19 protein-coding genes are annotated in these 25,077 nt (G+C 71.3%); 12 read left to right on the top strand and 7 right to left on the bottom strand.

The annotated features are described in order from the left end of the window. Positions 1-299: 299 nt before the first annotated feature. Both EBL84_RS12685 and EBL84_RS12680 read right to left on the bottom strand, forming a co-directional pair. The gene (locus EBL84_RS12685) at positions 300-1,202 is read right to left on the bottom strand and encodes a universal stress protein (RefSeq protein ID WP_123141151.1); all 903 of its coding nucleotides are present in this window, start codon (positions 1,200-1,202) and stop codon (positions 300-302) included. Beyond that, entirely contained in the window at positions 1,202-2,872 is a 1,671-nt protein-coding gene (locus tag EBL84_RS12680; RefSeq protein ID WP_123141183.1) for a cation:proton antiporter, read from the bottom strand. The genes EBL84_RS12685 and EBL84_RS12680 overlap by 1 nt, the downstream gene beginning before the upstream one ends. Positions 2,873-3,101: 229 nt before the next feature. Here EBL84_RS12680 and EBL84_RS12675 point away from each other — a divergent pair, with 229 nt between their 5' ends. The 3 genes from EBL84_RS12675 (at position 3,102) to EBL84_RS12665 (ending at position 5,318) form a co-directional block, all read left to right on the top strand. Beyond that, the gene (locus tag EBL84_RS12675) at positions 3,102-3,920 is read left to right on the top strand and encodes a UDP-2,3-diacylglucosamine diphosphatase (protein ID WP_123141182.1); all 819 of its coding nucleotides are present in this window, start codon (positions 3,102-3,104) and stop codon (positions 3,918-3,920) included. 53 nt (positions 3,921-3,973) lie between these two features. Next, on the top strand, positions 3,974-4,336 hold the full coding sequence (locus EBL84_RS12670; RefSeq protein ID WP_123141150.1) for a phenylpyruvate tautomerase MIF-related protein: 363 nt from the start codon (positions 3,974-3,976) through the stop codon (positions 4,334-4,336). Between the two features lie 199 nt (positions 4,337-4,535). Beyond that, positions 4,536-5,318: a GNAT family N-acetyltransferase gene (locus EBL84_RS12665; RefSeq protein ID WP_123141149.1), complete on the top strand. Its 783-nt coding sequence runs from the start codon at positions 4,536-4,538 to the stop codon at positions 5,316-5,318. On the opposite strand, the gene ampD is transcribed toward EBL84_RS12665, so the two are convergent. Next, positions 5,207-5,761, bottom strand: a complete 555-nt coding sequence (gene ampD / locus EBL84_RS12660) for a 1,6-anhydro-N-acetylmuramyl-L-alanine amidase AmpD (RefSeq protein ID WP_123141148.1) — start codon at positions 5,759-5,761, stop codon at positions 5,207-5,209. The two genes, EBL84_RS12665 and ampD, sit on opposite strands and share 112 nt — an antisense overlap. Positions 5,762-5,973: 212 nt before the next feature. Here ampD and EBL84_RS12655 point away from each other — a divergent pair, with 212 nt between their 5' ends. Genes EBL84_RS12655 through rfaD form a run of 7 tightly spaced genes read left to right on the top strand, consistent with a single transcriptional unit; the run spans position 5,974 to position 15,769 of the window. Continuing rightward, complete coding sequence (locus tag EBL84_RS12655) at positions 5,974-7,461, top strand: radical SAM protein (RefSeq protein WP_123141147.1); 1,488 nt, start codon at positions 5,974-5,976, stop codon at positions 7,459-7,461. Beyond that, positions 7,454-8,461: a glycosyltransferase family 2 protein gene (locus EBL84_RS12650; RefSeq protein ID WP_123141146.1), complete on the top strand. Its 1,008-nt coding sequence runs from the start codon at positions 7,454-7,456 to the stop codon at positions 8,459-8,461. Before EBL84_RS12655 ends, EBL84_RS12650 begins: the two co-directional genes overlap by 8 nt. Beyond that, the gene (locus EBL84_RS12645) at positions 8,458-10,608 is read left to right on the top strand and encodes a molybdopterin-dependent oxidoreductase (RefSeq protein WP_123141145.1); all 2,151 of its coding nucleotides are present in this window, start codon (positions 8,458-8,460) and stop codon (positions 10,606-10,608) included. Before EBL84_RS12650 ends, EBL84_RS12645 begins: the two co-directional genes overlap by 4 nt. After that, positions 10,589-12,025 (top strand): sugar transferase, encoded by a 1,437-nt coding sequence (locus EBL84_RS12640; RefSeq protein ID WP_123141144.1) that lies wholly within the window; start codon positions 10,589-10,591, stop codon positions 12,023-12,025. Before EBL84_RS12645 ends, EBL84_RS12640 begins: the two co-directional genes overlap by 20 nt. Before the next feature lie 19 nt (positions 12,026-12,044). After that, positions 12,045-13,562, top strand: coding sequence for a class I adenylate-forming enzyme family protein (locus EBL84_RS12635; RefSeq protein ID WP_190287962.1), 1,518 nt, complete (start codon positions 12,045-12,047; stop codon positions 13,560-13,562). 5 nt (positions 13,563-13,567) lie between these two features. Continuing rightward, positions 13,568-14,737 (top strand): scyllo-inosose 3-dehydrogenase, encoded by a 1,170-nt coding sequence (iolM, locus tag EBL84_RS12630; protein WP_123141142.1) that lies wholly within the window; start codon positions 13,568-13,570, stop codon positions 14,735-14,737. Positions 14,738-14,749: 12 nt separating this feature from the next. After that, positions 14,750-15,769 (top strand): ADP-glyceromanno-heptose 6-epimerase, encoded by a 1,020-nt coding sequence (gene rfaD, locus EBL84_RS12625; protein ID WP_123141181.1) that lies wholly within the window; start codon positions 14,750-14,752, stop codon positions 15,767-15,769. On the opposite strand, the gene EBL84_RS12620 is transcribed toward rfaD, so the two are convergent. The 4 genes from EBL84_RS12620 to EBL84_RS12605 are packed head-to-tail and all read right to left on the bottom strand — an operon-like array spanning position 15,756 to position 22,363. Continuing rightward, positions 15,756-16,895, bottom strand: a complete 1,140-nt coding sequence (locus EBL84_RS12620; RefSeq protein ID WP_123141141.1) for a polysaccharide export protein — start codon at positions 16,893-16,895, stop codon at positions 15,756-15,758. The genes rfaD and EBL84_RS12620 overlap by 14 nt on opposite strands. A gap of 14 nt (positions 16,896-16,909) precedes the next feature. Next, the gene (locus EBL84_RS12615) at positions 16,910-18,949 is read right to left on the bottom strand and encodes a polysaccharide biosynthesis tyrosine autokinase (protein WP_123141140.1); all 2,040 of its coding nucleotides are present in this window, start codon (positions 18,947-18,949) and stop codon (positions 16,910-16,912) included. Continuing rightward, positions 18,940-20,406, bottom strand: coding sequence for an O-antigen ligase (locus EBL84_RS12610; RefSeq protein WP_123141139.1), 1,467 nt, complete (start codon positions 20,404-20,406; stop codon positions 18,940-18,942). The genes EBL84_RS12615 and EBL84_RS12610 overlap by 10 nt, the downstream gene beginning before the upstream one ends. After that, a complete protein-coding gene (locus EBL84_RS12605) occupies positions 20,381-22,363 on the bottom strand; it encodes a hypothetical protein (RefSeq protein ID WP_148040298.1) in 1,983 nt (660 codons plus the stop codon). Before EBL84_RS12605 ends, EBL84_RS12610 begins: the two co-directional genes overlap by 26 nt. Positions 22,364-22,635: 272 nt before the next feature. Here EBL84_RS12605 and EBL84_RS12600 point away from each other — a divergent pair, with 272 nt between their 5' ends. Continuing rightward, the gene (locus tag EBL84_RS12600) at positions 22,636-24,174 is read left to right on the top strand and encodes a lipopolysaccharide biosynthesis protein (protein ID WP_190287961.1); all 1,539 of its coding nucleotides are present in this window, start codon (positions 22,636-22,638) and stop codon (positions 24,172-24,174) included. Positions 24,175-24,199: 25 nt separating this feature from the next. Then, the coding region (locus tag EBL84_RS12595; protein WP_190287960.1) for an alkaline phosphatase family protein at positions 24,200-25,077 on the top strand (878 nt) is incomplete at its 3' end.

The raw sequence follows: 25,077 nt of genomic DNA, 5'->3' as shown, positions 1-25,077 counted from the left end.
GCTTCGGTTCAGTCGTCAGTCTCCGGCTACCAGCCGCCAGCCGCCAGCCGTCAGTCGTCAGTCGTCAGTCGTCAGTCGTCAGTCGTCAGTCGTCAGGGGGATTGAACCGCAAAGGCCCAAAGGGGCGCGAAGGGGATGTTCGGTTGGCAAGGTGCTTGCGGCCAGCCGCCGGCCTCCAGCTACCAGCCGTCAGCCTCCAGTGGGGAAGGCTTGGCGCCGTTGGCTGGAGACGGCAGGCTGGCGACTGGTAGCTGGTAGCTGGTAGCTGGTAGCTGGTAGCTGGTAGCTGGCGGCTCTCTCTAGGGCCGCACCGCCAGCACCGAGCAGGGGGGCTGGTCGAGGATGGACTCGACGGTGTTGCCGATCAGCAGGCCGGTGAGACCGCGTCGTGCGGCGGTGCCCATCACCACCAGGTCGGCGTCGAGCTGACCGGCGAGCAGGCGGACCTGCTCGGTGGCCAGTCCGCGGGGCAGATGCAGACGGGGGGTGAGATAGTCGTGGGCCTCGGTGCCGAGGATCTCGCGCAGCATCATGTTGAGCGCCTCGAGTCCGCGCCGGTGACGGATACGCTCGCTCTCGACATAGTCGCGCGGAGAATGGTCCGGTGCATCGGACCAGACACGGAACAGCAGCTCGGCCGGGGCGTCCCAGACGTGTACCAGGTGGAGCGCGGCGAAGTCCGAGAGTGCCAGCGAGCCGGCGAGGGTGAGTAGCCGGCGGTTGAGCGGGGTGTCGATCGAGTCGGGCTGCGCCGGATCGTAGTCGAGCGCGAGCAGGATATTGTCGTAGTTGTCGCGCTCGCGTGGCTGCATCAGCCACACCGGGCAGGGGCTGTTGCGCAGCAGCTGGCGATCGTCGCCGCCGAGGAAGCGTTCGAGCCGCTCCGGGGGCTGGGCGGGGTTGATCACCAGGTCGTGACCGCGCTGTTCGATCTCGCGCAGTGCCTCGCGCGCGAGGGCGCCGACCCGCACCTCGATGCGCAGCGCGCAGCAGTCGTGGTGGGCCGCCAGCCGGACCTTCAGCGCCCGTTCGATGCGCGCGATCGTCTCCTGCACGGGTTCGTTCGCCGGTGGTGCGGTCAGCACCGCGAGCACGCTGAGCCGGGCCTGGTTGTTGTGCGCGAGCGTCAGCGCGCGCGCCAGCGCATGCTCCGGCCCGACGCCATCGGCGATGACATAGAGGATGTTCTTGAATCGTTTCATCACATGCCCTCGGCAGCTCCGCCCGCAGGTCGTCCCGGCGCGCAATCCTCACTCAGCCGTTGCGCCGCGCTGCGCGCGGCGTCGGCATAGGGGATGAATACCAGATCCGCCCCCTGTTGTGCGAACCATTGCGCGTCGGCGTCGCTGGTGGCCGAGAGCGCGACCCGGCCTCCATAGCCCTGTTGGCGCAGTCCCTGGAGCAGCAGGCGGTTGATCGCGCGTTCGCGCACCGTGCTCACCACCCAGCGTGCGCGGCTCAGCGGCAGGGTGGCGATCAGCTCCGGATCCTCGATGTCGCCGTAGTGGACGTGGTAGCCGGCGCGTGCCTGGCGGCGCACCACGTCGGGATCGAAGTCGACGGCGAGCACCCGGCGACCGCGCTCGCGCAGCCCGTCGGCCATGACCGCGCCGAAGCGCCCGAGGCCGAACAGCAGGATCTCGGGTTCGCCGGTCTCCTCCGACTCCTGCTCGATCTCGCGATGCGGCACCCGGCGCTCGAACCAGACCAGATAGGGCGCGAGCCGCTCGTAGAGCGGGTGCGAGTAGAGGATCAGATAGGTGGAGACGCTGATGGTGACCAGCCCGACCAGGGTGATCAGTCCCAGGGTCTCGGGGGCGAGATGCCCGAGGGCGAGTCCGAGCGCGGCGAGGATCAGCGAGAACTCGCTGATCTGCGCCACCGTCAGCCCGGCGAGGAAGCCGGTGCGGCGGCGATAGCCCATGTAGCCCATGATCGCCATCACGATCAGCGGGTTGCCGATCAGCACGAACAGCGACAGCACCGCCGCCGCGCCGAGCTGGCCGCCGATCAGCCCGAGTTCGAGCGTCGCGCCCAGCTCGATGAAGAAGAACAGCAGCAGGAAGTCGCGCAGCGTCACCAGCCGCGCGGCGATCTGCTCGCGATAGCGGGTCGAGGCGATCGACACCCCGGCGAGGAAGGCGCCGACCTCGCGGCTGAAGCCGAGGGCGTCGCCGGCGAGTGCGCCGAGCACCGCCCAGGCGATGGCAAACAGCATCAGCAGCTCGGTCGAGCGCGCCAGTCGGTGCAGCAGCCAGGGCAGCACATAGCGCATCAGCAGCGCCACGGTGGCGAGCATCGCCGCCCCCTTGAGCAGGATGGCGAGCGCCTCGCGCACCGGGTGGACGTCGCCCTCGGCCTGGCCGACGGCGGTCAGCGCGATCATCACCAGCACCACCACGATGTCCTGGACGATGAGAAAGCCGACGGCGATGCGCCCGTGCAGCGCGTCGACCTCGCGTTTGTCCGAGAGCAGCTTGACGATGATGATGGTGCTCGAGAAGGTCAGCGCCACCGCCACATAGAGCGCGGCCACCGGCTCCAGCCCGAGCAGCCGGGCGATGACATAGCCCACCGCCGAGGTGAACAGCACCTGGCCAAGGCCGGAGGCCAGCGCCACCGGGCCGACGGTGCGGATGATGTGCAGGTCGAGCTTGAGCCCGACGACGAACAGCAGCAGCGCGATGCCGAGTCGGGCGAACAGCTCGATCTCGCTGCTGTGCGCGACCAGCCCGAAGCCTGCCGGTCCGAGCAGGATGCCGACGGCGATGAAGGCGACGATCAACGGTTGGCGCAGGCCACGCGCGAGCGCGCCGGCGATGGCGGCGACACCGAGGATCAGACCCATCTGCAGGAAGAGGTCATCGCTCATCGGCATGCCCGCCGCTGTGCGGCTCGAGGGTGCTCCTGGGGTTGGGCGGGCTGCAGGGTCGGTCCATGGTCCACCTCGGATGGGTCGCTCTCTCCCCATCGGACCGGTCGCGATCGCGCCGGTTCCCACATCGGTCACCGCCCCTTCACCCCATCTTCACTCGCCATCAACGCCGCGGCAACAGTGTTCGGTGATCCTGTGCGTCAAGCTCATCCAGGCAGGCGATGCGATGACCGAGATCACCCGCATGTCCCCTCTGAAATATCGCAGCATCTTCATCTCCGACGTCCATCTGGGCTTCAAGGGGTGTCAGGCCGAGTTCCTGCTCGATTTCCTCGCCGCCACCCAGTGCCGGCAGCTCTATCTGGTCGGCGACATCGTCGATCTGTGGGCGTTGCGCGGCGGACTCTACTGGCCGGAGGCCCACAACCGGGTGGTCGCCGCGATCCTCGACAAGGCGCGCACCGGCACCGAGGTGATCTATGTGCCGGGCAACCACGACGAGGTGCTGCGCGCCCACCTCGGGCTCGACTTCGGGCGGGTGGCGGTGCGCGACGAGGTGGTCCACACCACCGCCGACGGGCGCCGTTTCCTGGTGCTGCACGGCGATCGCTTCGACGGTGTGATCGAGCACGCGCGCTGGCTCTCGCGTCTGGGCTCGCACGCCTACGACCGGCTGCTCGCGCTCAACGCCCAGCTCAGTCGGTTGCAGCGGCTGCTGGGGCTGCGCTACTGGTCGCTGGCCGGTTATCTCAAGCGCAAGGTCAAGAATGCGGTCAACTATATCGGCGACTTCGAGCGGGTGGTGGCCGAGGAGGCCGTGCGCCGCACGCTCGACGGCATGATCTGCGGTCATATCCATCATGCCGAGATGCGCGACATCGCCGGCGTGGCCTATTGCAACTGCGGCGACTGGGTGGAGAGCTGTACCGCGCTGGTCGAGCATCACGACGGTCGGCTCGAACTGCTGCGCTGGACCGATGCCTGTGCCGAGTCGCTCGGCGACGAGGAGGGGCGTCCGGCGGTGGCGCTGGCGCGGGTCGGCTGACCCGCCGACCCTGGCCTATCATGGGGCGAGATCCCGACCAGAGGAGATGCGCCATGCCCACACTGCAACTGCACACCAATGTCACCGTCGCCCCCGAGCGTCGCGCCGAGCTGCTCGCCCGGCTCTCGGCCGCCGTAGCCGAGTTGCTCGGCAAGCCCGAGTCCTATGTGATGGTCCTGCTCGATGACGGCTGCGCACTGAGCTTCGGCGGCAGCACCGAGCCGACGGCGCTGCTCGAACTGCTCAGCCTCGGGTTGCCCGAGTCCGAGACCCCACGCCATGCGCGCGCGCTCTGCGCGCTCTGCGAGACGCTGCTCGGCGTCCCCGAGCGACGGGTCTATATCGACTTCCGCTCGCCGCCGCGCCATCTCTTCGGCTGGAACGGCGGGACCTTCCAGGACCCGCGTCGCGACTGACCCTTGCCGCCATCTCCGCGCGCCATTGAACCGCCGTCATCCAGCAAGCATCTAATAGGTGCGGTGTAGCTCGGTTGCGGCGATCGGAACGATTGTCGCCCACGCCGCCCCGTCTCGCCCGCCCCGCCGCGATGCCCGGGGCTATCCCCCGCCCACCCCGGGCGGTCCCTGCCGATCCTTGCGATGGAGGAGTGGAGTCATGGAGGCCCGCGAACTGTCCGACCGGGGCCCCGGTCGCCACCTGGTGCGGTTGCGCGACGGCAGTCGCTGTCTGCTGCGCGCGCTCGGCCCGGAGGATCGCGATTTTCTGCTCGCCTGTTTCGCCGGGTTGTCGCCGGGGTCGCGTCGGCTGCGCTTCTGCGGCATCAAGCGCGAGCTCAACGAGCGCGACCTCGCGGTGCTCGCGGCCATCGACGGACACCATCATCTAGCCATCGGCGCCATCCGTCTCGACGAGCGCGGGATGCCGGGCGAGCCGCTGGGCGTGGCGCGCTGTATCCGCACCGCGCCCGGCGCCGACAGCGGCGAGCTGGCCGTCGAGGTGATCGACGCGGCGCAGCGTCGCGGCGTCGGCACCGCGCTCCTGCAGGCGCTCATCGGTCACGCCCGTGCCGTCGGCATCCGCCGGCTGCGCTGCGAGGTGCTGGCGGCCAACGTCGGCATGCGCGCGCTGGCTGCGCGCCTCGGCGGGCGGCCGCGCTGGCGTGGCGGCGCGCTGCTCGAATACGAGCACCAGCTCGGCGGCGTCGAGCGGCACGAGGTCGTGGCCACTGGCTGGCGTGCGACCTTTGCCCGCTATCGTGTGTGGATGCAGCCGCGGCCACGCTCGTTCGGTGCGCGGCGCTCGCGCGTGCTGGCGCGGCGCGCGGCTCAGAGCGCGCGGCGCAACCGTGCCCAGTCGAAGGCCGGACCGGGGTCGGTCTTGCGCCCCGGGGCGATGTCGGCATGCCCGACGACACGCTCGGGGGTGATCCCCGGATAGCGCCGCCGCAGCGCCCGCGCACAACGTCCGAGCTGGTGGTACTGAGCGGCGGTGAAGGGCTGGGTGTCGGTGCCCTCGAGTTCGATCCCGATGGAGAAGTCGTTGCACGCCTCGCGCTCGCCGAAGCGCGAGCGTCCGGCGTGCCAGGCGCGGCGCTCGCAGGGCACGTACTGCACCAGGGCGCCGTCGCGCCGGATCAGCAGGTGGGCGGAGACGCGCAATCCGGCGATGGCAGCGAAATAGGGGTGGGCGTCGGGGTCGAGTCGATTGCGGAACAGTGCGTCGATCCACTCCCCGCCGAACTCGCCCGGCGGCAGGCTGATGTTGTGGATCACCAGCAGGTCGATGGTGGTCGCCGGCGGTCGCTCGTCGCAGTTGGGCGAGGGGCGGGCGAGGGCGCCGTCGAACCAGCCGTCGGTGTCGATCTCGGGGTCGGTGTCCATGGTTGCTGTCTGTCTTCTGTTCGTGTCCGGTGGCTGCGTGTTCGGTGTACGCGAAGCACTGATCCTGGTCATTGGGGCGCTTGAAAAGCCTCCGTGTTGGCGATGCCGTGTACCTTGGCGTGCTATAGTGGCCAAGCTGTATACGAAGCCCCGTTAGGTCTCAGGGATGGTCGTCGGGGAGCCGTCTCGTCCTGATCCGATAGGGAACCGCCGTGCAGCAGACTGCACCCGCGCTCAAGATCGCCTTCGTCAACCCGCCCTATCTGGAGCGGTTCTCGCGTACCCAACGCTCTCCGGCGGTGACCAAGAGCGGCACCCTCTATTTCCCGATGTGGCTCGCCGCCGCTGCCGCGCTCTGCGCCGAGTCGGGCCACGAGATCGATCTCATCGACGCCCCGGCCAGCGGTGCCGACACCGAGGCGGTGCTGGCGCGTCTGGCGCGCTTCGCCCCGCGGCTGCTGGTGGTCGAGACCAGTACCCCGAGCATCGCCAGCGACCTGGCCTTCTGCGCCCGCGCCCGCGCACGCCTGCCGGCGACCTGCGTGGCGCTGGTCGGCACCCATGCCTCGGCGCGACCGCAGGCGTGTCTGCGCGATGAGCCGGCGGTCGATCTGGTGGTGCTCGGCGAGTACGACCTCGGGGTGCGCGACCTGGCCGCGGCGCTCGCGTGCGACGAGCCGCTCTCCACGGTCGCCGGGCTCTGTTATCGCGACGGCGACAGGCCGCGTCTCGGTGTCGCGCGCGCGGTATTCGAGGACCTCGATCGGCTGCCGCCGATCAGCCCGATCTATCGTCGCTTCCTCGACATCCGCGACTACTTCAACCCCAACGCCATCCACCCGATGGTGACCATCAGCACCAGTCGCGGCTGTCCCAACCACTGCACCTTCTGCGTCTACCCGCAGACCATCACCGGGCACCGGCTGCGACGGCGCTCGGCGGGCCACGTGGTCGACGAGCTGGCGTACATCCGCAGAGCTTTCCCCGAGGCGCGCTCGGTGTTCTTCGAGGACGACACCTTTCCCGCCGACCGCGCCCGCTGCGCCGAGATCTGCGAGGAGATGATCCGTCGCGGTTTCGACCTGCCGTGGTCGGCCAACGTGCGCGTCGATGTCGAGCCCGAGACCCTGCGGCTGATGCGTCGCGCCGGCTGTCGCAACCTCTGCGTCGGCTTCGAGAGCGGTGACCAGGCGCTGCTCGATCGCGTGCGCAAGCGTATCACCCTGGCGCAGTCGCGCGCCTTCATGCGCGAGGCCCGCGCGCTCGGGCTGATCGTCCACGGCTGCTTCATGGTCGGGCTGCCGGGCGAGACCCCGGAGACCATGCGCCGGACCCTGGAGCTGGCCATCGAGCTGGCCCCGGACACCGCCCAGTTCTACCCGATCATGGTCTATCCGGGGACCGCCGCCTACGACTGGTATGCGCGCGAGGGGATGCTGGTGACCGAGGACTTCTCGCGCTGGCTCACCCCCGCCGGGCTGCACAACACCGTGGTGCGCAGCGCAGCGCTCGACGCCGAGGCGTTGGTCGCCTTCTGCGACCAGGCGCGGCGGCGTTTCTATCTGCGTCCGCGCTATCTGTGGCGGCGTCTCGGGCTGGTGGCGCGCGATCGCGAGGAGTTCCGCCGCACCTGGCGTGCCGGGCGCACCTTCCTGCGCCATCTGCTGCGCGGCTCGGACATCGAGGCCGGCCATGGCTGAGGCCGCGCCGCGGGTCTCGGTGGTGGTCCCCGCCTATCAGGCCGAGGCGACCCTCGGGCGTTGTCTCGACGCACTCCTCGCCCAGCACACCGCCGCCGATGACTACGAGGTGATCCTGGTCGACGACGGTTCGCGCGATCGCACCGCCGAGATCGCCCGGCGCTATCCGCTGCGCTACGTCCATCAGGCCAACGCCGGTCCGGCGGCGGCGCGCAACCACGGCGCGCGGCTGGCCCGTGGCGAGCTGCTGTTGTTCACCGACAGCGATTGCGTGCCGGCGCCGGACTGGATCGAGCGGATGCGCGCGCCCTTCGCCGATCCCGAGGTGATGGCGGTCAAGGGGGCCTATCGCAGCGATCAGCCGCAACTGGTGGCGCGCTTCGTCCAGCTCGAGTTCGAGCAACGCTTCGCGCGGCTGCGCCGACGCGCGCGCATCGACATGGTCGACACCTATTCCGCCGGTTATCGGCGCGCGGTCTTCGTCGCACTCGGCGGCTTCGATCCGCGCTTCCCCAAGGCCGACAACGAGGACACCGAACTCTCCTACCGGATGGCCGCGCGCGGCATGCGCATGGTGTTTGCTCCCGACGCGGTGGTCAGCCATCTCGGTCACCCCGATTCGGTCTGGCGCTATGCGCGGCTGAAGTTCTCGCGCGGCTACTGGCGGATGGTGGTCTACAAGCGCCACCCCGGCAAGATGGTCGCCGACAGCTACACCCCGCAGACGCTCAAGCTGCAGATCCTCGCCATCCTTGCGCTCGCCCCGGCGCTGGCGCTCGCGCCCTGGTGGCCGAGGGCGGCGCTGGCGCTCGGCGGTGCGACGCTCGCCGCCTTCCTGCTCAGCGCCACGCCCTTCCTCGCCGCCGCCTGGCGGCGCGATCGCCGGTTGGCGCTGGCCGCGCCGGCACTGCTGCTGGTACGCGCCGCCGCGCTCGGCGGCGGCGCCGTCGCCGGGAGTCTGCTGGGGCGTCTCGGCGCGGGCGCGGGGACGGCTCGATGAGACGCACCCACCGCAGTGTCTGCCGGATCTGTCACGGCGGCTGCGGTGCCCTGGTGACCGTCGAGGACGGACGCGTGGTCAAGGTCGTCGGCGATCGCGACTCACCGATGAACCAGGGTTGGATGTGCGTCAAGGGGTTGCGCACCCCGGAGATCGTCAACCACCCCGACCGGCTGGAGTGGCCGCGGCGCCGCCGCGCGGGCAAGGCCGGCGGCTGGGAGCGGGTGAGCTGGGAGGCGGCGCTCGACGAGATCGCCGAGCGCGTCGCCGCGATCCGCGATCGCCTCGGCCCCGAGGCGATCGCCCTGGGGCAGGGCACCGGGCGTCATCACTACATGCACGTGGTGCGCTTTGCCAACGCCCTGGGTACCCCCAACTGGTACGAGCCGGGGCTGGCGCAGTGCTTCATCCCGCGGGTGACGGTGAGCAACCTCACCTACGGCGGCTATGTCACCGGCGACTACTACGGCGACACCCCGCCGGCCTGCATCCTCTTCTGGGGCAGCAACCCGCTGGTCTCCAACCCCGACGGCAAGATCGGCATCGCCATCCGTCGCGCCCTCGATCGCGGTGCGGTCGGCATCGCCGTCGATCCGCGTCGGCACGAGACGGCGCGTCGCTGCGAGCTGTGGCTGGGGCTGCGCCCGGGTACCGACGCGGCGCTGGCGCTGGCGATGATCCAGGTGATCATCGCCGAGCGGCGCTACGACGCCGAGTTCGTCGCGCGCTGGACCCAGGGCTTCGACGCGCTGGCCGCCCATGTCGCCGACTGTACCCCGGCCTGGGCGGCACCGATCACCGGGGTCGCCCCCGAGCTGATCGTCGAGGCGGCGCGCCGCTATGCCGCGCTCCGTCCGGCGGTGCTGGAGTGGGGCGTGGGGATCGAGCAGAACGTCAACGCCCTGCAGACGGTGCGCGCGCTGGCCTGTCTGCGCGCCCTGGTCGGCAGCATCGACGTGCCCGGCGGCGAGCTGCTGTCGATGCAGCGGATGCGCGCCTATCCGACCCTGGCCGAGCAACTGCCGCGCGAGCAGGCGCGCAAGCGGCTCGGCGCCGAGCGCTTCAAGCTGCTCGGTGGCTGGCGCGCCTACATGCCCTCGGCGCACATCCCCACGCTGTTCGCCGCGATGCGCACCGGCGAACCCTATCCGGTCAAGGGGCTGCTGGTGTTCGGCAACAACGCGCTGGCGACCGTGGCCAACGCCCGCGCGGTGCGCCGCAGCCTCGAGTGTCTCGACCTGCTGGTGGTGAGCGAGCTGTTCATGACGCCGACGGCGGAGCTGGCCGACTTCGTGCTGCCGGCGGCCTTCTGGCCCGAGGTCGAGCAGGTGATCGGCTATCCGCTGGCCACCGGCAACCTGGTCTACCACCAACCGGCGCTGACCCGACGCGGCGAGTGCCGACCGGACGAGTGGATCATCGACCAGCTCTCGCGGCGGCTCGGCCTGCCCGACAGCGAGCGTCCCTTCGAGGCGGTGATGGCCCATCAGCTCGAGCCGACCGGGGTCGGTCTCGATCAGCTGCGTCGCCAGGGCGTGCTGCGGCTGCCGCATCGCTACCGCAAGTACGAGACACGCGGCTTCCGCACCCCGTCGCGGCGCATCGAGCTCTACAGCAAGGCGCTCGAACGACTCGGCTACGATCCGCTGCCGAGCCATGTCGAACCGCCCGAGAGCCCGCGCAGCCGCCCCGACCTGGCGCGCGACTATCCCTATGTGCTGATCACCGGCAGCCGTCGGCGCGAGTTCTTCAACAGCGAGCACCGTCAGGTCGCCGGGCTGCGTCGCCGCGCGCCCGACCCGCGCGCCCAGCTCCACCCCGAGGTGGCGCGCGCCGAGGGCATCGCCGACGGCGACTGGATCGCGATCGCCACGCCGCGCGGTCGCATCCGCATGCGCGCCGAGGTCACCCCCGAGATCAATCCCGAGGTGGTGAGCATCGATCACGGCTGGTGGTTCCCGGAGGCGCCGAGTGCGCTCGCCGGGGCGTGGCGCGCCAATGCCAATCTGTTGACCTCCGACGCGCCGCCCTACGACCCGGCCTTCGGCACCTATCAGCTGCGCGGACTCCTGTGTCGCCTCGCCCCCGCGAGCGCGCCCGCCGCCGACGAGATCGACGAGCCCGACGATGATCCAGCACGCGCTTGAGCGTCTCAACCTCTTCCTCGGCGCGCGGGTCGGCGGCCAGCGGGTGCGCTGGTTCGTGCTCGCGCTGGTGGTCACCGACCTCGGCTGTCTCGCACTCAGCCTGTGGCTGGGCTGTCTCTCGCACCATATCGGTGGGGGCGGGCCGGTCGACGGGGCCACGCTGGGGCTGGTCGGGATGCTGCTCGGTGCCCTGGTGTTCGAGCGCGTCGGACTCTATCGCTACGAGCCGAGCATGATGCGGCTGGTGGAGATCCGCAAGATCATCCGCGCGGTGGTGATCCTCGCCCTGGTGCTCACCGCCTTCGCCTTCTACACCGGCGAGCAGGCGGCGCGGCTCGCGCTGCTCCACGCCATGGGCTGGCTGCTGGTCACTCTGCTGGGCGCGCGCGCCCTGGTCTACCGGTTGCAGCAGTCGCTCTACTCGCGTCGTTTCAACGTCAGCCGGGTGCTGATCGTCGGCGCCGGCGAGGCCGGGCGGATGCTCTACAAGCACATCCGCGAGGCCCCCGAGCTCGGCTACTGGGTCTCGGGCTTCTATGACGAGGACCGTCGCGCCCTGGCGCTCGCCGGCGAGGCCGCCGCCGGGCCCGAGGCGCCGGCGCTGATCGCCGAGGCCGACGCGCTGCGCGCCTTCATCGAGCGCGAGCAGGTCACGCTGGTGCTGATCAGCACCCCGATCCGCAGCGCCGGCGAGTGTCACCTCCAGCAGTTGATGCGCCTGACCGAGGGGCTGGCGGTGCGGATCTGCTTCATGCCCTATCTCAGCGGCTATTTCGCCAAGCAGATCCAGTTCATGGACATCAACGGCATCCCCATGGTGACCCTGGGCGCGATCCGCCCCCGGCCCGCCGAGCAGATCAGCAAGCGCCTGCTCGACCTGACGCTGGCGGGGGCGGCGCTGTTGCTGCTCGCGCCGCTGATGATCGCGATCGCGCTGTGGATCCGTCGCGACTCGCCGGGGCCGGTGCTCTTCGTGCAGGAGCGGGTGGGCAAGGACGGCGCGCGCTTCCCGATGTACAAGTTCCGCACCATGCACCTCGACAGCCCCAGGTTCGCCTACTCGCCGACCGTCTCGGACGACCCGCGGATCACCCGCGCCGGGCGCTTCCTGCGCCGCACCAGCCTCGACGAGCTGCCGCAGCTGTTCAACGTGCTCGAGGGCAGCATGAGCCTGGTCGGCCCGCGCCCCGAGATGCCCTTCATCGTCGAACAGGAGTACGAGGAGATCCATCGCGAGCGGTTGCGGGTGAAGCCGGGGATCACCGGGGTCTGGCAGATCAGCGGCGACCGCGACAAGCAGATCCACGAGAACATCTCCTACGACCTGTTCTATGTCGAGAACCGCTCGCTGCTGCTCGACGCCATCATCCTGGTACGCACCCTGTTGTTCGCCGTCTCGGCGATGCGTACCTGCTAGCCGCGCCACCGGAGCCGCCATGGAGACCGCGACCCCAACCCTCAACGCCCTGCTCGCCGAGCACGCCAGGCGCACCCCGGAGCGCCCCTTCATCCATCATCGCGACGGCACGCTCGACTATCGCCGGACCCAGGCGCTGGTCGAGTGTCTCGCCGGCGCGCTGCACGCGCTCGGACTGGGACCGGGGGCGCGGCTGGGGATCGCGCTCGGGCGGCGGCCCGAGGGGGTGCTCGCCTTCCTCGCCGCGACCCGGATCGGCGCCCTGCCGGTGGCGCTCAACCCGGCGCTGGAGCCGCGTCTGCTACTCGGGTTCGCGCGCGCGCAGCGGCTCGCCGCGCTGCTCGCCGAGGGCGAGACGCTGGCGGCGCTGGCCGCCGGGGAGGTGCCCGAGGGGATGGCGCTGATCGACCGCGCCGGCCGTCATCCCGGCTGCCTCTCCTGGCCCGAGCTGCTCGGCGCCACGCCCATCGCCTCCCCGCCCGAGCCCGAGTCGGGGCAGGTCGCCTATCTCAACTTCACCACCGGCACCACCGGATGGGCCAAGGGCGCGCTGGCGACCCACGCCAATCTCTACTGGAACACCCGCGCCGCGATCGAAGCCTTCGCGCTCGGCCCGGACGACGTCCATCTGTGCATGTTCGCCGCCTTCGCCCATCCCCACGAGCTGTTCTGTCGCGCGCTCCAGACCGGCGGCGCGCTGGTGCTGCTCGAGGAGATCAACCCGCGCGCCATCGCCGGGACGATCCGCGCGTTCGGGGTGACCTGCATGATGGGGCTGGCGCCGATGTACCGGATGATGGCCGGGGCCTGCGCGCGCGCCGATCTCGCCAGCCTGCGTCTGGCCGAGAGCGGGGGGATGTATACCAGCCCGGAGATCAACGCCGCCTTCGCCGCGCGCGGCGGGGTGCCGGTCATGTCGGTATGGGGCAGCACCGAGACCAGCGGGGTGGCGCTGGCCAACACCGCCGAGGGCTATCGGCTCGACGGCAGCATGGGGCGGGTGTGTCCGCACTATCAGGCGCGCGTCGTCGACGAGCAGGGGCGCGAGCTGCCGCCGGGCGAGGTCGGCGAACTGCAGCTACGTGGTCCGGGGCTGGTCTCTGGCTACGACGGCGGGATCGCGCTGGCCGGCCACCAGGGCTGGTATCGCAGCGGTGATCTGGTCCGGCGTGACGACGACGGCTTCTATTATTACGTCGAGCGGATCAGCGGCATGATCAAGGTCGCCGGGCTCAAGGTCTATCCGCTGCAGCTCGAGCTGCTGCTCGGCGCCCATCCCGGGGTGCGCGAGGCGGCGGTGCTCGGTCGCCCCGACCGCCGCAAGGGCGCGGTGCCGGTGGCCTTCGTCGTGCCCGAGCCGGGAGCCGAGCTCGACGCGGCCCGACTGCGCGCGCACTGCCGCGCCCAGGGGTTGCCCAACTACATGGTGCCGAGACGCTTCGAGCTGGTCGACGACCTGCCGCGTATCGGCAGTGGCAAGATCGACAAGCGGCCCCTGCGGACTCTGGTGGAACGCGGGTCCCTGACCGACGGGTGACGACGATGAAGGCATTGATGGCAACGGCGGTCTGGGATCCCAGACCGGGGTACGCGCCGAGCGCGCGCGAGCTGGAGCGGCGTCGCGCCGACTGCGCCAGCCAGGTGTGGCGCGATCCGAGCTTCGCGCTCGCCGAGGTCGCGGTCCCGGAGATCGGCGACACCGAGGTGCTGGTGCGGGTGGTGTGCTGCGGCATCTGCGGCTCGGACAGCCATCTCTACCAGACCGACGCCGAGGGCTATCTGATGTTCTCCGGTCCGGCGGCGCTGCCCTGCATCATCGGCCACGAGTACGCCGGGGTGGTCGAGCGCGTCGGGCGCGCGGTGCGCGGGTTGCGCGAGGGCGATCTGGTCGCCGCCGAGAGCATCGTCTGGTGCGGCTGCTGCACGCCCTGTCGCAGCGGCGCCTTCAACCAGTGCGATCGGGTGGAGCTGACCGGGATCACCACCGACGGCGCGCTGGCCGAGTACGTCGCCGTCGACGAGCGTCAGTGCTGGTCGATCGCCGCGCTCGCCGGGCGCTATGACGACACCCGACTGTTCGAGGTGGCGGCGCTGATCGAGCCGCTGGGCTGCGCCTACAACGGGCTGTTCGTCTGTGCCGGTGGCTTCCGTCCCGGGGCGGTGGTGGTGGTCCACGGCGCCGGTCCCATCGGACTCGGCGCCATCGCCCTGGCGCGCCTGGCGGGGGCCAGTCAGGTGATCGCCTTCGACCCCATCGTCGAACGCCTGGCGATCGCCGAGACGCTGGGGGCCGATCGCGTCTACGACACCGCGGCGCTGCGTCGCGACGGCGTCAGGCCGCGCGACCTGGTGCTCGAGCACACTGCCGGGCGCGGTGCCGAGATCCAGGTCGAGGCGGCGGGTGCGGCCGGGGAGACCGTCCCCGAGATGCAGTCCTCGCTCGCCCCCGGCGGCCAGATCGTCTATCTCGGGCGCGCCGCCACCGAGACCCCGGTACAGCTCAACGGGCTGGTGAGCGGTGCCAACGCCATCCAGGGCGGGCGCGGTCACGCCGGCTACGGCATCTACGACGGCATCATCCGGTTGCTCGCCAGTGGTCGGCTCGAGGTCGCGCCGATGATCACCGCGCGCTACCCGTTCGCCGAGGCGATCAGCGCGCTGGCGACCTCGGTGCAGCGGACCGACGGCAAGGTGATGGTGCGGATCGGCTGAGTGGAGGTGAGCATGGCACAGGGACAATCGCCGCGCGGTCTCGACGGCAAGACGGTGCTGGTAACCGGTGGGGCGGGCTTCATCGGCAGCAATGTCGCGCTGCACCTGCAGCGCCACCACCCCGGGTGTCGCGTGGTGGTGGTCGACTGTTTCGGCGCCGCCGCCGACGCCCCCGGCCCGCGCGCCTTCGGGCACTATCTCAACCTGATCGACTTCGCCGGCGAGCTGATCTGCGGTGATCTCACCGAGCCGCGCGACCTCGCCCGGCTGCAGCGCCTGCGCTACGACCTGATCCTGCACTTCGCCGCCGTCTCCGACACCCGGGTCTACGACCAGGCGGCGATCCTGCGCGCCAACGTCAATGTCTTCGCCGATCTGCTGGGTCTGGCCGCGCGCCGCGGCGCCGATCTGGTCTACGCCTCCTCGGCCGCGACCTATGGTGCCGCTCCGGCGCCGCAGCGGATCGGTCACGAGGCCCCCGACACCCCCTATGGCTTCAGCAAGCTGAAGATGGACCAGATGGCGGCGCGCTTCCGTCAGGAGCATCCCGGGTTGGCCGTCGCCGGGCTGCGCTTCTTCAACGTCTACGGGCCGCGCGAGTACTTCAAGGGCACCACCGCCTCGATGGTGCTGCAGCTCGGCCTCCAGCTGCTCGCCGGGCGCGCGCCCCGCTTGTTCCACGGCTCGGAGCACATCCTGCGCGACTTCGTCCATGTCGAGGACGTGGTGCGCGCGGTGCTCGCCGCCGCCGCGGGTCGCGTCAGCGGGGTGTTCAACGTCGGCAGCGGTCGTGCCGAGTCCTTCGCCCGGGTGCTCGAGCTGCTCCAGCAGGGTCTGGGCACGGCGCTGCCGATCGACTACATCGACAACCCCCACCACGCCTACCAGACCCATACCCGGGCCGAGTTGGAGACCACCCGCGCGGCGCTCGGCTACGCCCCCGAGTACGACCTTGCGCGGGGCGTGGCCGCGTATCTCCCCGAGATCCGTCGCAGCTATCGCGAATGGGGCGCCGGGGTCAGCGGGTGTTGACGTTGATGTTGCGGTTGATCAGGTCGTAGCCCTGTAGCGAGGGCAGCAGGTTGTCGACCACTCGGGTCCACAGTGCCAGCGGCGCGGCGGTGACATAGACCACGTCGCGCGGCGCGAGCCGGAACTGGGCGCCGAGCACCATTGCGGTGGCGTCGCGGAGGTCGAGCTGATAGATCTGGATCGGTCGCGTCTCGCCGCCGGGGCGGATGACGAACACCCCGGTGGCGTCGGCGCTGCCCTCGTTGAGCCCGCCGACGCTGCTCAGCGCCTCGGTCAGGCGCATGCCGTTGCGGCCCATGACCAGGGTGGTCGGTTGGCGCACCTCGCCGAGCACGAACACCTTGAGGGTGTCGTTGCGCGGCACGTGGATAATGTCGTTGGCGCGCAGCAGCCGGTTCTCGGTGAGCACCCCGTGCTGGAGCAGCGCCTGCAGCGAGATCCGCTGCTCCGCGCCGCGGCGGCTCAGCACCACGTTGTCCCAGTCGGCGTGTTCGGTCAGGCCGCCGGCGTGGTTGATGGCATCGAGCAGGGTCAGCGGGATGTTGGTGAGCGGGCGCGGTCCCGGCTCCCTGACCTCGCCGGTGACATAGACCCGCTTGGCGTTGAAGGCGGCGACGTTGACCTCGACCTTGACCTCCTCGATGTACTCCGAGAGCGCCTCGGTGAGACGCAGGCGCACCTCTTCCAGGGTCAGTCCCGCGACCGCGAGCTTGCCGACATAGGGAAAGTAGAGGGTGCCGTCGCTGTGGACCCAGGTGCCGGACTCGGCGGCGCTGCGATAGGAGCCGGCGGGGATGGTCAGCTCCTCGTGCTCGAAGACGATGATGTTGAGGATATCGCCCTTGCCGACGCGATAGGCATAGTCGGCGATCTCGCGCTCCAGCGCCGGGTTGTCGAGCGGGCTGGGTGGCGGTGTGCTGAGTTGCCGGATCAGCTTGAAGGTGATCGGGTGGATCTCGGCCTGGGCGGCGACCGGGGGGTCCTCGGCGGCGCTGCGTGGCTTGTCGAAGGTCACCATCCGGGTGCCGGGGACCAGCGCGCAGCCGGCGCCGAGCGCGATCAGGCCGATCAGCGCGAGCGCGGCGCTCCAGCGGGCACGGGGCGAAGGCGTGTGAGTGGTGGTCATCGGTGCATCCGGGCTCAGTGCAGATAACGGTGTTCGAGTGGGTCGACGGCGGTCAGCACCAGGCCGAGCGGCGCACGTCGCGAGAGCCGCTCGAGCGCTGCGCGCGCCGCGCGCAGCGGGGTGCGACCGGCGGCGACCACCAGGAGCGCGTGCTCGACCAGCGCCAGCACCTGGATGGCGTCCTCGCTCGCGCGCAGCGGCGGGGTGTCGATCAGGATCAGGTCGTAGTCCTCGTCGAGACGGGCGAGCAGCGCGCCGAGCCGGGCCTCGGCGAGGAGCGGTGCCGGATCGTCGAGGGCGGCGCCGGCGGGGAGCAGATCGAGCCCGGGCACGCGGGTGGGGACGATGCAGCGCTCGAGCGCCACGCCCTCGCACAGGTGCCCGACCAGCCCGGGCTGCGGTGCGGCATCGAGGCGTGAGGCGAGGTCGGGGGCGCGCAGGTCGAGCTCCAGCGCGAGCACCCGCAGCCCGTCGCCGGCGCACTGCTCGGCGAGTGCGGCGAGCAGGGTGCTGCGCCCGTCGCCGCGACAGGGTCCGACCAGCGCCAGCCGCCGGGGCAGCTGGCCGTCGAGCCGCTCGCGCAGCCGGTTGCGCAGTGCGCGCAGCGGCTCGCGCCACGCCCGCGCCGGACGCGCGTCGCGGCGTACCCGCACCAGCCGGGCGAGCAGGGGCGGGCCGCGCAGCGCCGCCGGGTCGCGTACCGAGTCGTCGAACAGGTCCTCGATCAGGGCGATGCCGAGCGCCCAGAAGCCGCCGAGCAACACCGCGACCACGGCATTGAGCGCGAGGCTCGGCCTGGCCGGGCGGGTGGTCGGCGTGGCCCGCTGGACCAGCACGTGGGTCGGTGCGACCAGCGCCGCGGCAAGCCCGAGCTGCCGCTGCGCCTCGAGCATCCGGCCATGGATCGCCTCGCTCACCTCCAGCTCGCTGTCCAGCTCGGCCTGGCGCTCGAGCAGCGCGGCATGGGTGTCGACCCGGTTGCGGTACTCCGCGATGGTGTGGGCGATCTGGCGGCCCTCGGCCTCGCTGATCGCCAGCGCCACCTGCTGCTCGGTGCGCCGAGCGCCGAGTTCCTCGTAGAAGCCCAGGGTCTCGCCGCCGCCGCCGACCACCGCCCGTGCCTCGGCGACGATCAGCTCGCGCAGCCGCTCGATCTGGGCGAACAGCCGACGGTACTCGGAGGATGCCTCGGTGCTGTCGACGCGCAGCGCCGCAAGCTCCTGGAGCAGGTCGTTGAGGTCGGCCTTGAGGGTGCGGATGTGCTCGCTGTTGGCCTGGGCCTGATCGGCGCTGCGTGCCGCCCCGGTGCGCGCCAGCTCGGTGTCGAGCGCGGCCAGCTCGGCGGCGAGCGCGGCCTGCTCGGTGTGGTTCTCCTCGGCCTGGGTGCGCAGTGCGCCGAGCTTGGTGACCAGGGTCTCGATCTGGGCGTCGAGGTCGATCGCCCCAGTCTCGGTGACGAAGGCGCGCTGGGCGGCGAGGGCGGCGAGATAGTCGTCGCGCACCGCGCCGAGGCGTTCGTCGACGAAGGCGCGGGCACGCGCCAGATCGGCCTGCTGGAGCTCGACCTGGCTGGCGATATAGGCCTCGGCGAGTCCGTTGGCCAGTGCCGCGGCCTGATCGCGCTCACCGCTCCAGCCGACGATCTCGACCACCCGGCCGTCCTCGAGCTGATCGATGTCGAGGTGTGGACGCGGGGTCAGGCGCGGCAGCAGCCCGCCCTTGATCAGCCGCCGCGCGGTGAGCGGTTCGCCCTGGTCGTCGCTGAGCCCGAGCGTGGCGATCACCCGGTCGAGCGAGGGTTCGAGCTGGCCGAGCGAGATCTCGGTGTCGGCGTCGAAGTCGTCGCTGCTGGTGAGGCTGGCGGTGGGGATGCCGAGCGCGGCGAGCAGGGTGTTGGCGCCGGGCGATTCGCGTACCAGCACCAGCGCGGTCGAGCGATAGGTCGGCGCGCTCGCCAGGGTGAAGAGCGCGACCAGCGCCACCACGGCGAGGAACAGGGTGGCGAGCGTGCGGCGACGCCGGATCAGCAGGTCGCGGATCTGTATCAGCTCCATCTCGTGGCGTCGTCATGCTCTGGGTCGGGGACGACCGCGGCGGAGGTTGTCGGCGCGTGTGCGGTCGGCGGCGGCCCATTATAGCGGCTGGCGGCCTCGCGTCGCGCGATCCGCACGGTGGCGACGATCAGCCCGTAGAGCATCCAGCTGAAGGCCGAATCGTAGGAGAAGTCGACGGTGGCGTGGATCAACAGTGCCAGCAGGGCGGTGGCGAGACAGTAGAGATAGCGGCGCAGCCGCGGGTCGCGGGTCTCGCGCAGCGCGCGCGCCAGCTCGACGACCACCCCGAGGACGAAACCGAGCAGCAACAGGGTGCCGACCGGACCGGCGTCGAAGAGGATGCTGAAATAGTAGTTGTGCGCCCCCGGCCAGGGGTCGACGAGATGGGCGAAGCCGCCGAGCCCGGCGCCGATCCAGCGCTCGCCGAGCAGCGCCAGTCCGGCCTCCCAGAACTCCAGCCGGAAGGTGATGGAGAGCTCGTTGACCTCGGCCCCGGAGGCCAGCCGGTCGGCGCTGAACACCACCACGTTGAAGGCCATGATCGCGACCAGCGCGACGAGGAAGCCGAGCCCGGTCAGCAACCGTCGCCCGCGCAACCCGGGGTAGAGCGCGATGAAGGCCGAGACGGCGATGACGAAGGCGCCGGCGGCGCCCTTGGAGCCGGTGGCCAGCAGGTTGGAGATCAGCCAGGGGGCGCTCAGCGCGAGCACCAGCCGGGCGCGCCCGCCGCACTCGGGCCAGAGCGCGCAGCCGGCCATGAACACGAAGGTGGTGACGGTGCCGGCGATCTGCGGCGGCGCGAAGCCGCCGGCGCGGGTGCCGTAGAGGATCAGCGAGGGCTCGAAGCGCCAGTCGGCGCCGAGCCGGACCTGCAGCGCCTGCAGCGGGCTGGTGTCGATCTTGTTGGAGAGCACCAGCATCAGTGCCAGCGCCAGGCCCCAGACGAAGGTGAAGCCGAGGGTCAGGGTGAGGGCGCGGCGGTCGGTGACATAGAGCTGGATGAGGAAATAGAGTCCGACCCCGAAGGCGAGGTTCAACCCCATGCTCGTGCCGTGCAGCGGGTCGAGGCTCCAACCGTAGCTGGCGAGCATCCACAGCAGCAGCAGCGGCGGCAGGGTGTCGAGCGGGGCGATCGTCGGGGCGGCGCCGGGCACGCGTCGGGCGAGCAGCCGCGCGGCAAGCAGCGGCAGCAGCAGCGGCGCGAGCCCGAGGGCCAGCGGGTAGCGCTCGCCGAGCGCGCGTAGCGGCGAGTCGGTGATCAGGTTGATGTTCATCAGCAGCGCCGCGCCATAGACCACCAGGAAACCGGTCAGCGGCCAGCGCAGGCTCGCGGCATAGAACCACAGCAGCGCGACCAGCCCGAGCCCGAGCCAGGGCGAGATCAGGATGGCGAGCACCGCGGGTAGCGCGAGCGCGAGCTGCAGGGTGGCGTTAAGGGGCGTCGCCAGTCGGTCCATCCGGGCTCAGGTAGCGTGGCGTGGCGTCGAGGTCGAGTCGGATCGCGCCGTCCTCCAGCGCCAGGGTGCGCGGTGAGGGGCCGCTGTCGGGCAGCGCCGACTCGACCCGCACCCGCCTCACCCCGGGGTGCTCGATGGGGATGCGTACCGCTGCGCTGCCGCCCGAGCGGTCGCTCCAGGCCACCAGCAGCGGTGCGTCGTGACAGTGGAAGCGCACCACCACCAGACCCTGTTCGTCGCGCAGCAGCCGGGTGCGCCGCCAGTCGCAGCCGTCGAGCCGCTCGGTCATCCGCCGATAGGCGTGATAGGCCGGTTTGCGCCGCCCGTCGGCGTCGATCAGGGTGACCTGGCGGAAGTAGCCGTCGCCCGGGCTGGCGCCACGCTCGGGGGCGGCGCGCAGCCCCGACCACAGGGTCAGGCGGAACCCGGAGCCGAGCAGGTAGGCGTGACGCTTGACCACGTCCTCGGCCTGGGCGCGCTCGTCCTGATGGCGCCCGGCATGCTCGAGCGCGACCAGTGGCGCGGGCGCGAAGCCGTTGCGCGCGGCGGCGCGCTCGAGGTCGTCGATCCAGGTGCGCAGCTCGGCGTACTGGCGCTCGAGCGCCACCCCCGGGGCGGTGCCGATCCAGTGCTGGTCGAGATAGTCATAGGGGCGCTCGCCCCCGGCGCGGGCGCCGAGCCGGTCGAAGAAGGCATCCATGAAGCGGCGCGGGTCGGTGTCGCCGTGCCAGCCGGGACCGCGCACCATGCCGGCGATCACCTCGGCGCCGGGGTCGGCGGCGCGGATCGCGCGATGGGCGAGGATCAGGGTGTCGGCGAGGTCGGCGCCGTCGCCCTGCCAGTAGCGCTTGGCATAGGGTTCGTTCTCCACCACCCAGCGCCGGATCGGCGCGCGCAGGCCGGGCATGTCGGCGCGCCCGTCGCCGTCGTAGCGCTCCACCGCGGCGCGCACGAAGGCGCTGTAGGCGGCGGTGTCATCGGGCTTGCGCGGGATCGAGCGCGCCATGCGCTGGCCCGTCGGTTGCGGCGGCGAGGCGGTGAGGATGGGCACCAGATGGATGTTGTTGGCCTGGCTGTAGCGCACCAGGGCGTCGAGCCGGCTCCAGTCGTAGCCGGCCCAGCCGCCGTCGGCGTCGCGCCCCTGCACCAGGTTCCAGCTGAAGGCGAAGGTCGCGCCCTGTGACGCCCAGTGGGCGCCGAGCGCGCGCATGGTCTCGCCATAGCCCTGGTTCCAGGAGGTGTGCCGGAAGCGCAGCATGTTGGGGTCGAAGAAGCCGAAGGGCGAGTCCAGCGAGGCCTGCATCCGGGCCCGGTCGAAGTGGTCCTCGGGCGCCGTCTCGGGCATCGGCAGCGAGACCGTCGGGCGTTGCGCCGCCGCCCGCGCCGGTGCGCCGGCCAGGGCGGGGCGCACGCTCGGCGCGCCTGGCGGGCGTGCGCCTCCCGGGCCGCCGTCGACGACGATCAGCGCGTTCGGGGTCAGGCGCACCCGGGTCCCCGGGGTCAGCGCGTCGCGTCCGATCTCGTGTTCGCGCAACACCAGGGCGCCGGTCGGGAGCGCTCGGGTCTCGCCGCCGGGCGTCTCGATCCGCGGCGGCGTGCCGGCCACCACGCGTCCGCGCAGCGGACCCCGTCCCGCGCCTCCCTGGGGGACCACCACCCGCTCGCCCGGGGTGAGCGCGGCGGGGTCGACACGGCTGTGACGCAGCAGCCGCAGTCCGCCGAGCGTCCGGGTGAGGGCGCGCCCGTCGGCGCTGATCAGGTGCACCCGCTCGCCCTCGACCCGCTCCACTCGTGCCATGGCCGGGCGCTGCGCCTGACCTTGTGCCGGGCGCTCGGCCATGGGGGCGGCGGGTCGGCCCCAGGGTGGCGGTCGGGGGCCGCTCTCGGGGGCGCAGGCCGGCAGCAGTTGGCTCGTCAGCAACAGGGCCAGGGTCGCGAGGCGGCTGGATGGTGTCATCGGCGCTCCCGAGAGCGGGGTGGCATCGGCCTATTGTCGGTCGGCTGCGGGTGTCAGGTCCAGTGGCGATGGTTGCGCGGCGTGTGCGCGAGCTGCGCTGGAACAAGGTCGGTCCGGTGCGCTGCTGTTATCCTTCTATCTATCGCAAGGTCGCGATCCGTCGGTATCCCGCCGGCGCGGGCCAGTCAGGATGCGGCCGACTTGGCGTGAGGGCTTGAACGGTCGGGAGAACACGCAGTGGTCGGGATTGATCCATCCAGGGTGGTCGTGCGGTGACCGGCTCGCACCAGGGCGACGGCGCGTTGGGCGTGGCCGCGCGCGGCTCCTTGATCACCCTCGCCGGCACCTTCGCCGGCAAGGGGCTGGGCTTCGCCCTCAGGGTGCTGGTCACCCGACTGTTCGGCGAGGCGGCCTTCGGCGCGCTGGCGCTCTGTCTGCTCGTCGGCGAGTTCGCCCGCACCCTGGCGGTGGCCGGGCTGGCGCGCGGCGGCATGCGCTTTCTCGCGCTGGCGCTCGGCGAGGGTCGCCCCGAGACCATCCCGGCGCTGTTGCGTACCGTGTTCTCGATCCCGCTGGCGCTCTCGCTGCTCTGGGCCCTGGCCCTCTTCCACGGCGCCGATACCCTCGCCATCGGCTGGTTCGGCGATCCCACGCTCGCCCCGCACCTGCAACGTATCGCCTTCGCCATCCCGGCGCTGGCGCTGCTGCGCGTCGGGGTCGAGACCAGCCGCGGCTTCCACACCACCCGTTACGCGACCCTGGTCGAGCAGCTCGCGCTGCCGGCGCTGCTGTTGTGCGCCGTGCTCGGCGGCTATCTGCTCGGCGGCAGCCTCGGGGCGGTGATCTGGGGGATGGTGCTGGCCTATGGCGTGGCGCTGGCGCTGATCCTGCTGGCGCTGCGCCGTCAGCTCGGCGCCGCGCTGCGCGCGCCGCGCACGCCGTCCGCCGCCGTCGCGCCCGCGCCGGGCGTCGGGGTGGTGCTGCGCTACTCGCTGCCGCTGTTTTTGAGCGGCTTCGCCGCGATGCTGATGGGCTCGCTCGACCTGCTGCTGCTCGGTCACTGGGTGTCGGTCGCCGAGGTCGGGGTCTATGCCGCCGCGCTCGCCCTCGCCGGGCTGTTGTCCTCGACGCTGATGAGTTCGGTCAACAGCATCCTCGCGCCGCTGATCGCCAGTGCCCACGGTGGCGCCGATCCGGCGCGCGTCGCCCATCTCTATCGTGCCACCACGCGCTGGCTGACGCTGCTGGCGTTGCCGTTGGCGGGCGCGGCGGTGCTCGCGCGCGAGCCGTTGATGGCGTTGTTCGGCCCCGGCTTCGTCGCCACCGGTGCCGGGGTGCTGGCGGTGCTGGTGATCGGTCACGCGCTCAACTGCGCCAGCGGTGGGGTCGGTCAGGTGCTGGCGATGACCGGTCACCAGGGGCTGGAGCTGCTCGCCAACCTGATCGCGATCGCGCTCAACCTGGCGCTCAACCTGGCGCTGATCCCGCTGCTCGGGCCGCTCGGCGCGGCGCTGGCGACCGCCATCGCGTTGGTCGCGCTCAACGGGCTGCGGTTGTTGATGGTCCGGGCGCGGCTGGGGATGCAGCCCTTCGCCCGGCGTCCGCTGCTGGTGGCGGCGGCTGGTGTGGTGGTGGTGCTGGGGTGCGAGCTGAGCGGGCTGCGCGCGCTGGCGCCGCTGTGGTGCGGGCTGGGCGTCGGGCTGGCGCTGGCGGCGCTGGGCTGGCGCCTCGGTCTCGCGGCCGAGGACCTGAGACTGTTGCGGGGGCTGGGCGGACGGCTCGCTCGCGGCGGGCGACTGAGCCGGGCCTGAGCGCCCGGGGCATGGGGGAGACGAGATGACGCAGAGCAACAACCGGGTGATGGTCTTCGGCATGGACGGGGCCACCTTCGACATCATGCAGCCGCTGCTCGATGCCGGCCGGCTGCCCAATCTGGCGCGGCTGATCGCGCGCGGGGCGAGCGGCACGCTCGACTCCAGCGTGCCCGAGTTGAGCCCGCCGGCCTGGACCTCGTTCATGACCGGGGTCACCCCCGGGGCGCACGGGGTCAACGACTTCTTCGGACCGGTCGAGGCCGGCTCCTACGAGACCCGCTTCTTCAACGCCTCCTACCGTCGCCGACCGCCGCTGTGGAGCCTGCTGAGCGCGCGCGGGCGTCGGAGCTGCGTGCTCAACGTGCCCTTCACCTTCCCGCCCGACCCGATCAACGGGGTGATGGTCTCGGGGATGGACACGCCGAGCCTGGAGAGCGCCTTCGTCCATCCGTCGGAGTTTCGCGAGGAGCTCGACCGGGTCACCGGCGGCTACCGTCTCGAACGCGTCGAGCGGCGGCTCTCGCGCCGTGCCGTCGGGCGTTATGCGCGCAGCATCGAGGAGATCACCGAGAACCGCTTCCGCGCCGCCGCGCATCTGCTCGGTCGCGAGTCCTGGGACCTGTTCGTGGTGGTGTTCGAGTCGACCGACCGTGCCCAGCACAACTTCTGGAAGTTCCGCGATCCGGCCCATCCCGAGTACAACGCCCGCGACCATGCCCGTTACGGCGAGTTGGTCGAGCGCGCCTACGAGGATCTCGACCGCCGTCTCGGCGAGCTGCTGGCGCTGGTGCCCGAGGACGTGACCCTGTGCGTGATGTCCGATCACGGTTTCGGGCCGCTCTACAAGGGGGTCAGGCTCGAGCACTGGCTGGCGCGCGAGGGCTATCTGCGTCGCGAGAT

Source organism: Marichromatium sp. AB31, from assembly GCF_003718685.1.
Taxonomy (GTDB): Bacteria; Pseudomonadota; Gammaproteobacteria; order Chromatiales; family Chromatiaceae; genus Marichromatium; species Marichromatium gracile.
This window is presented reverse-complemented; position numbering and strand designations above follow the sequence as displayed.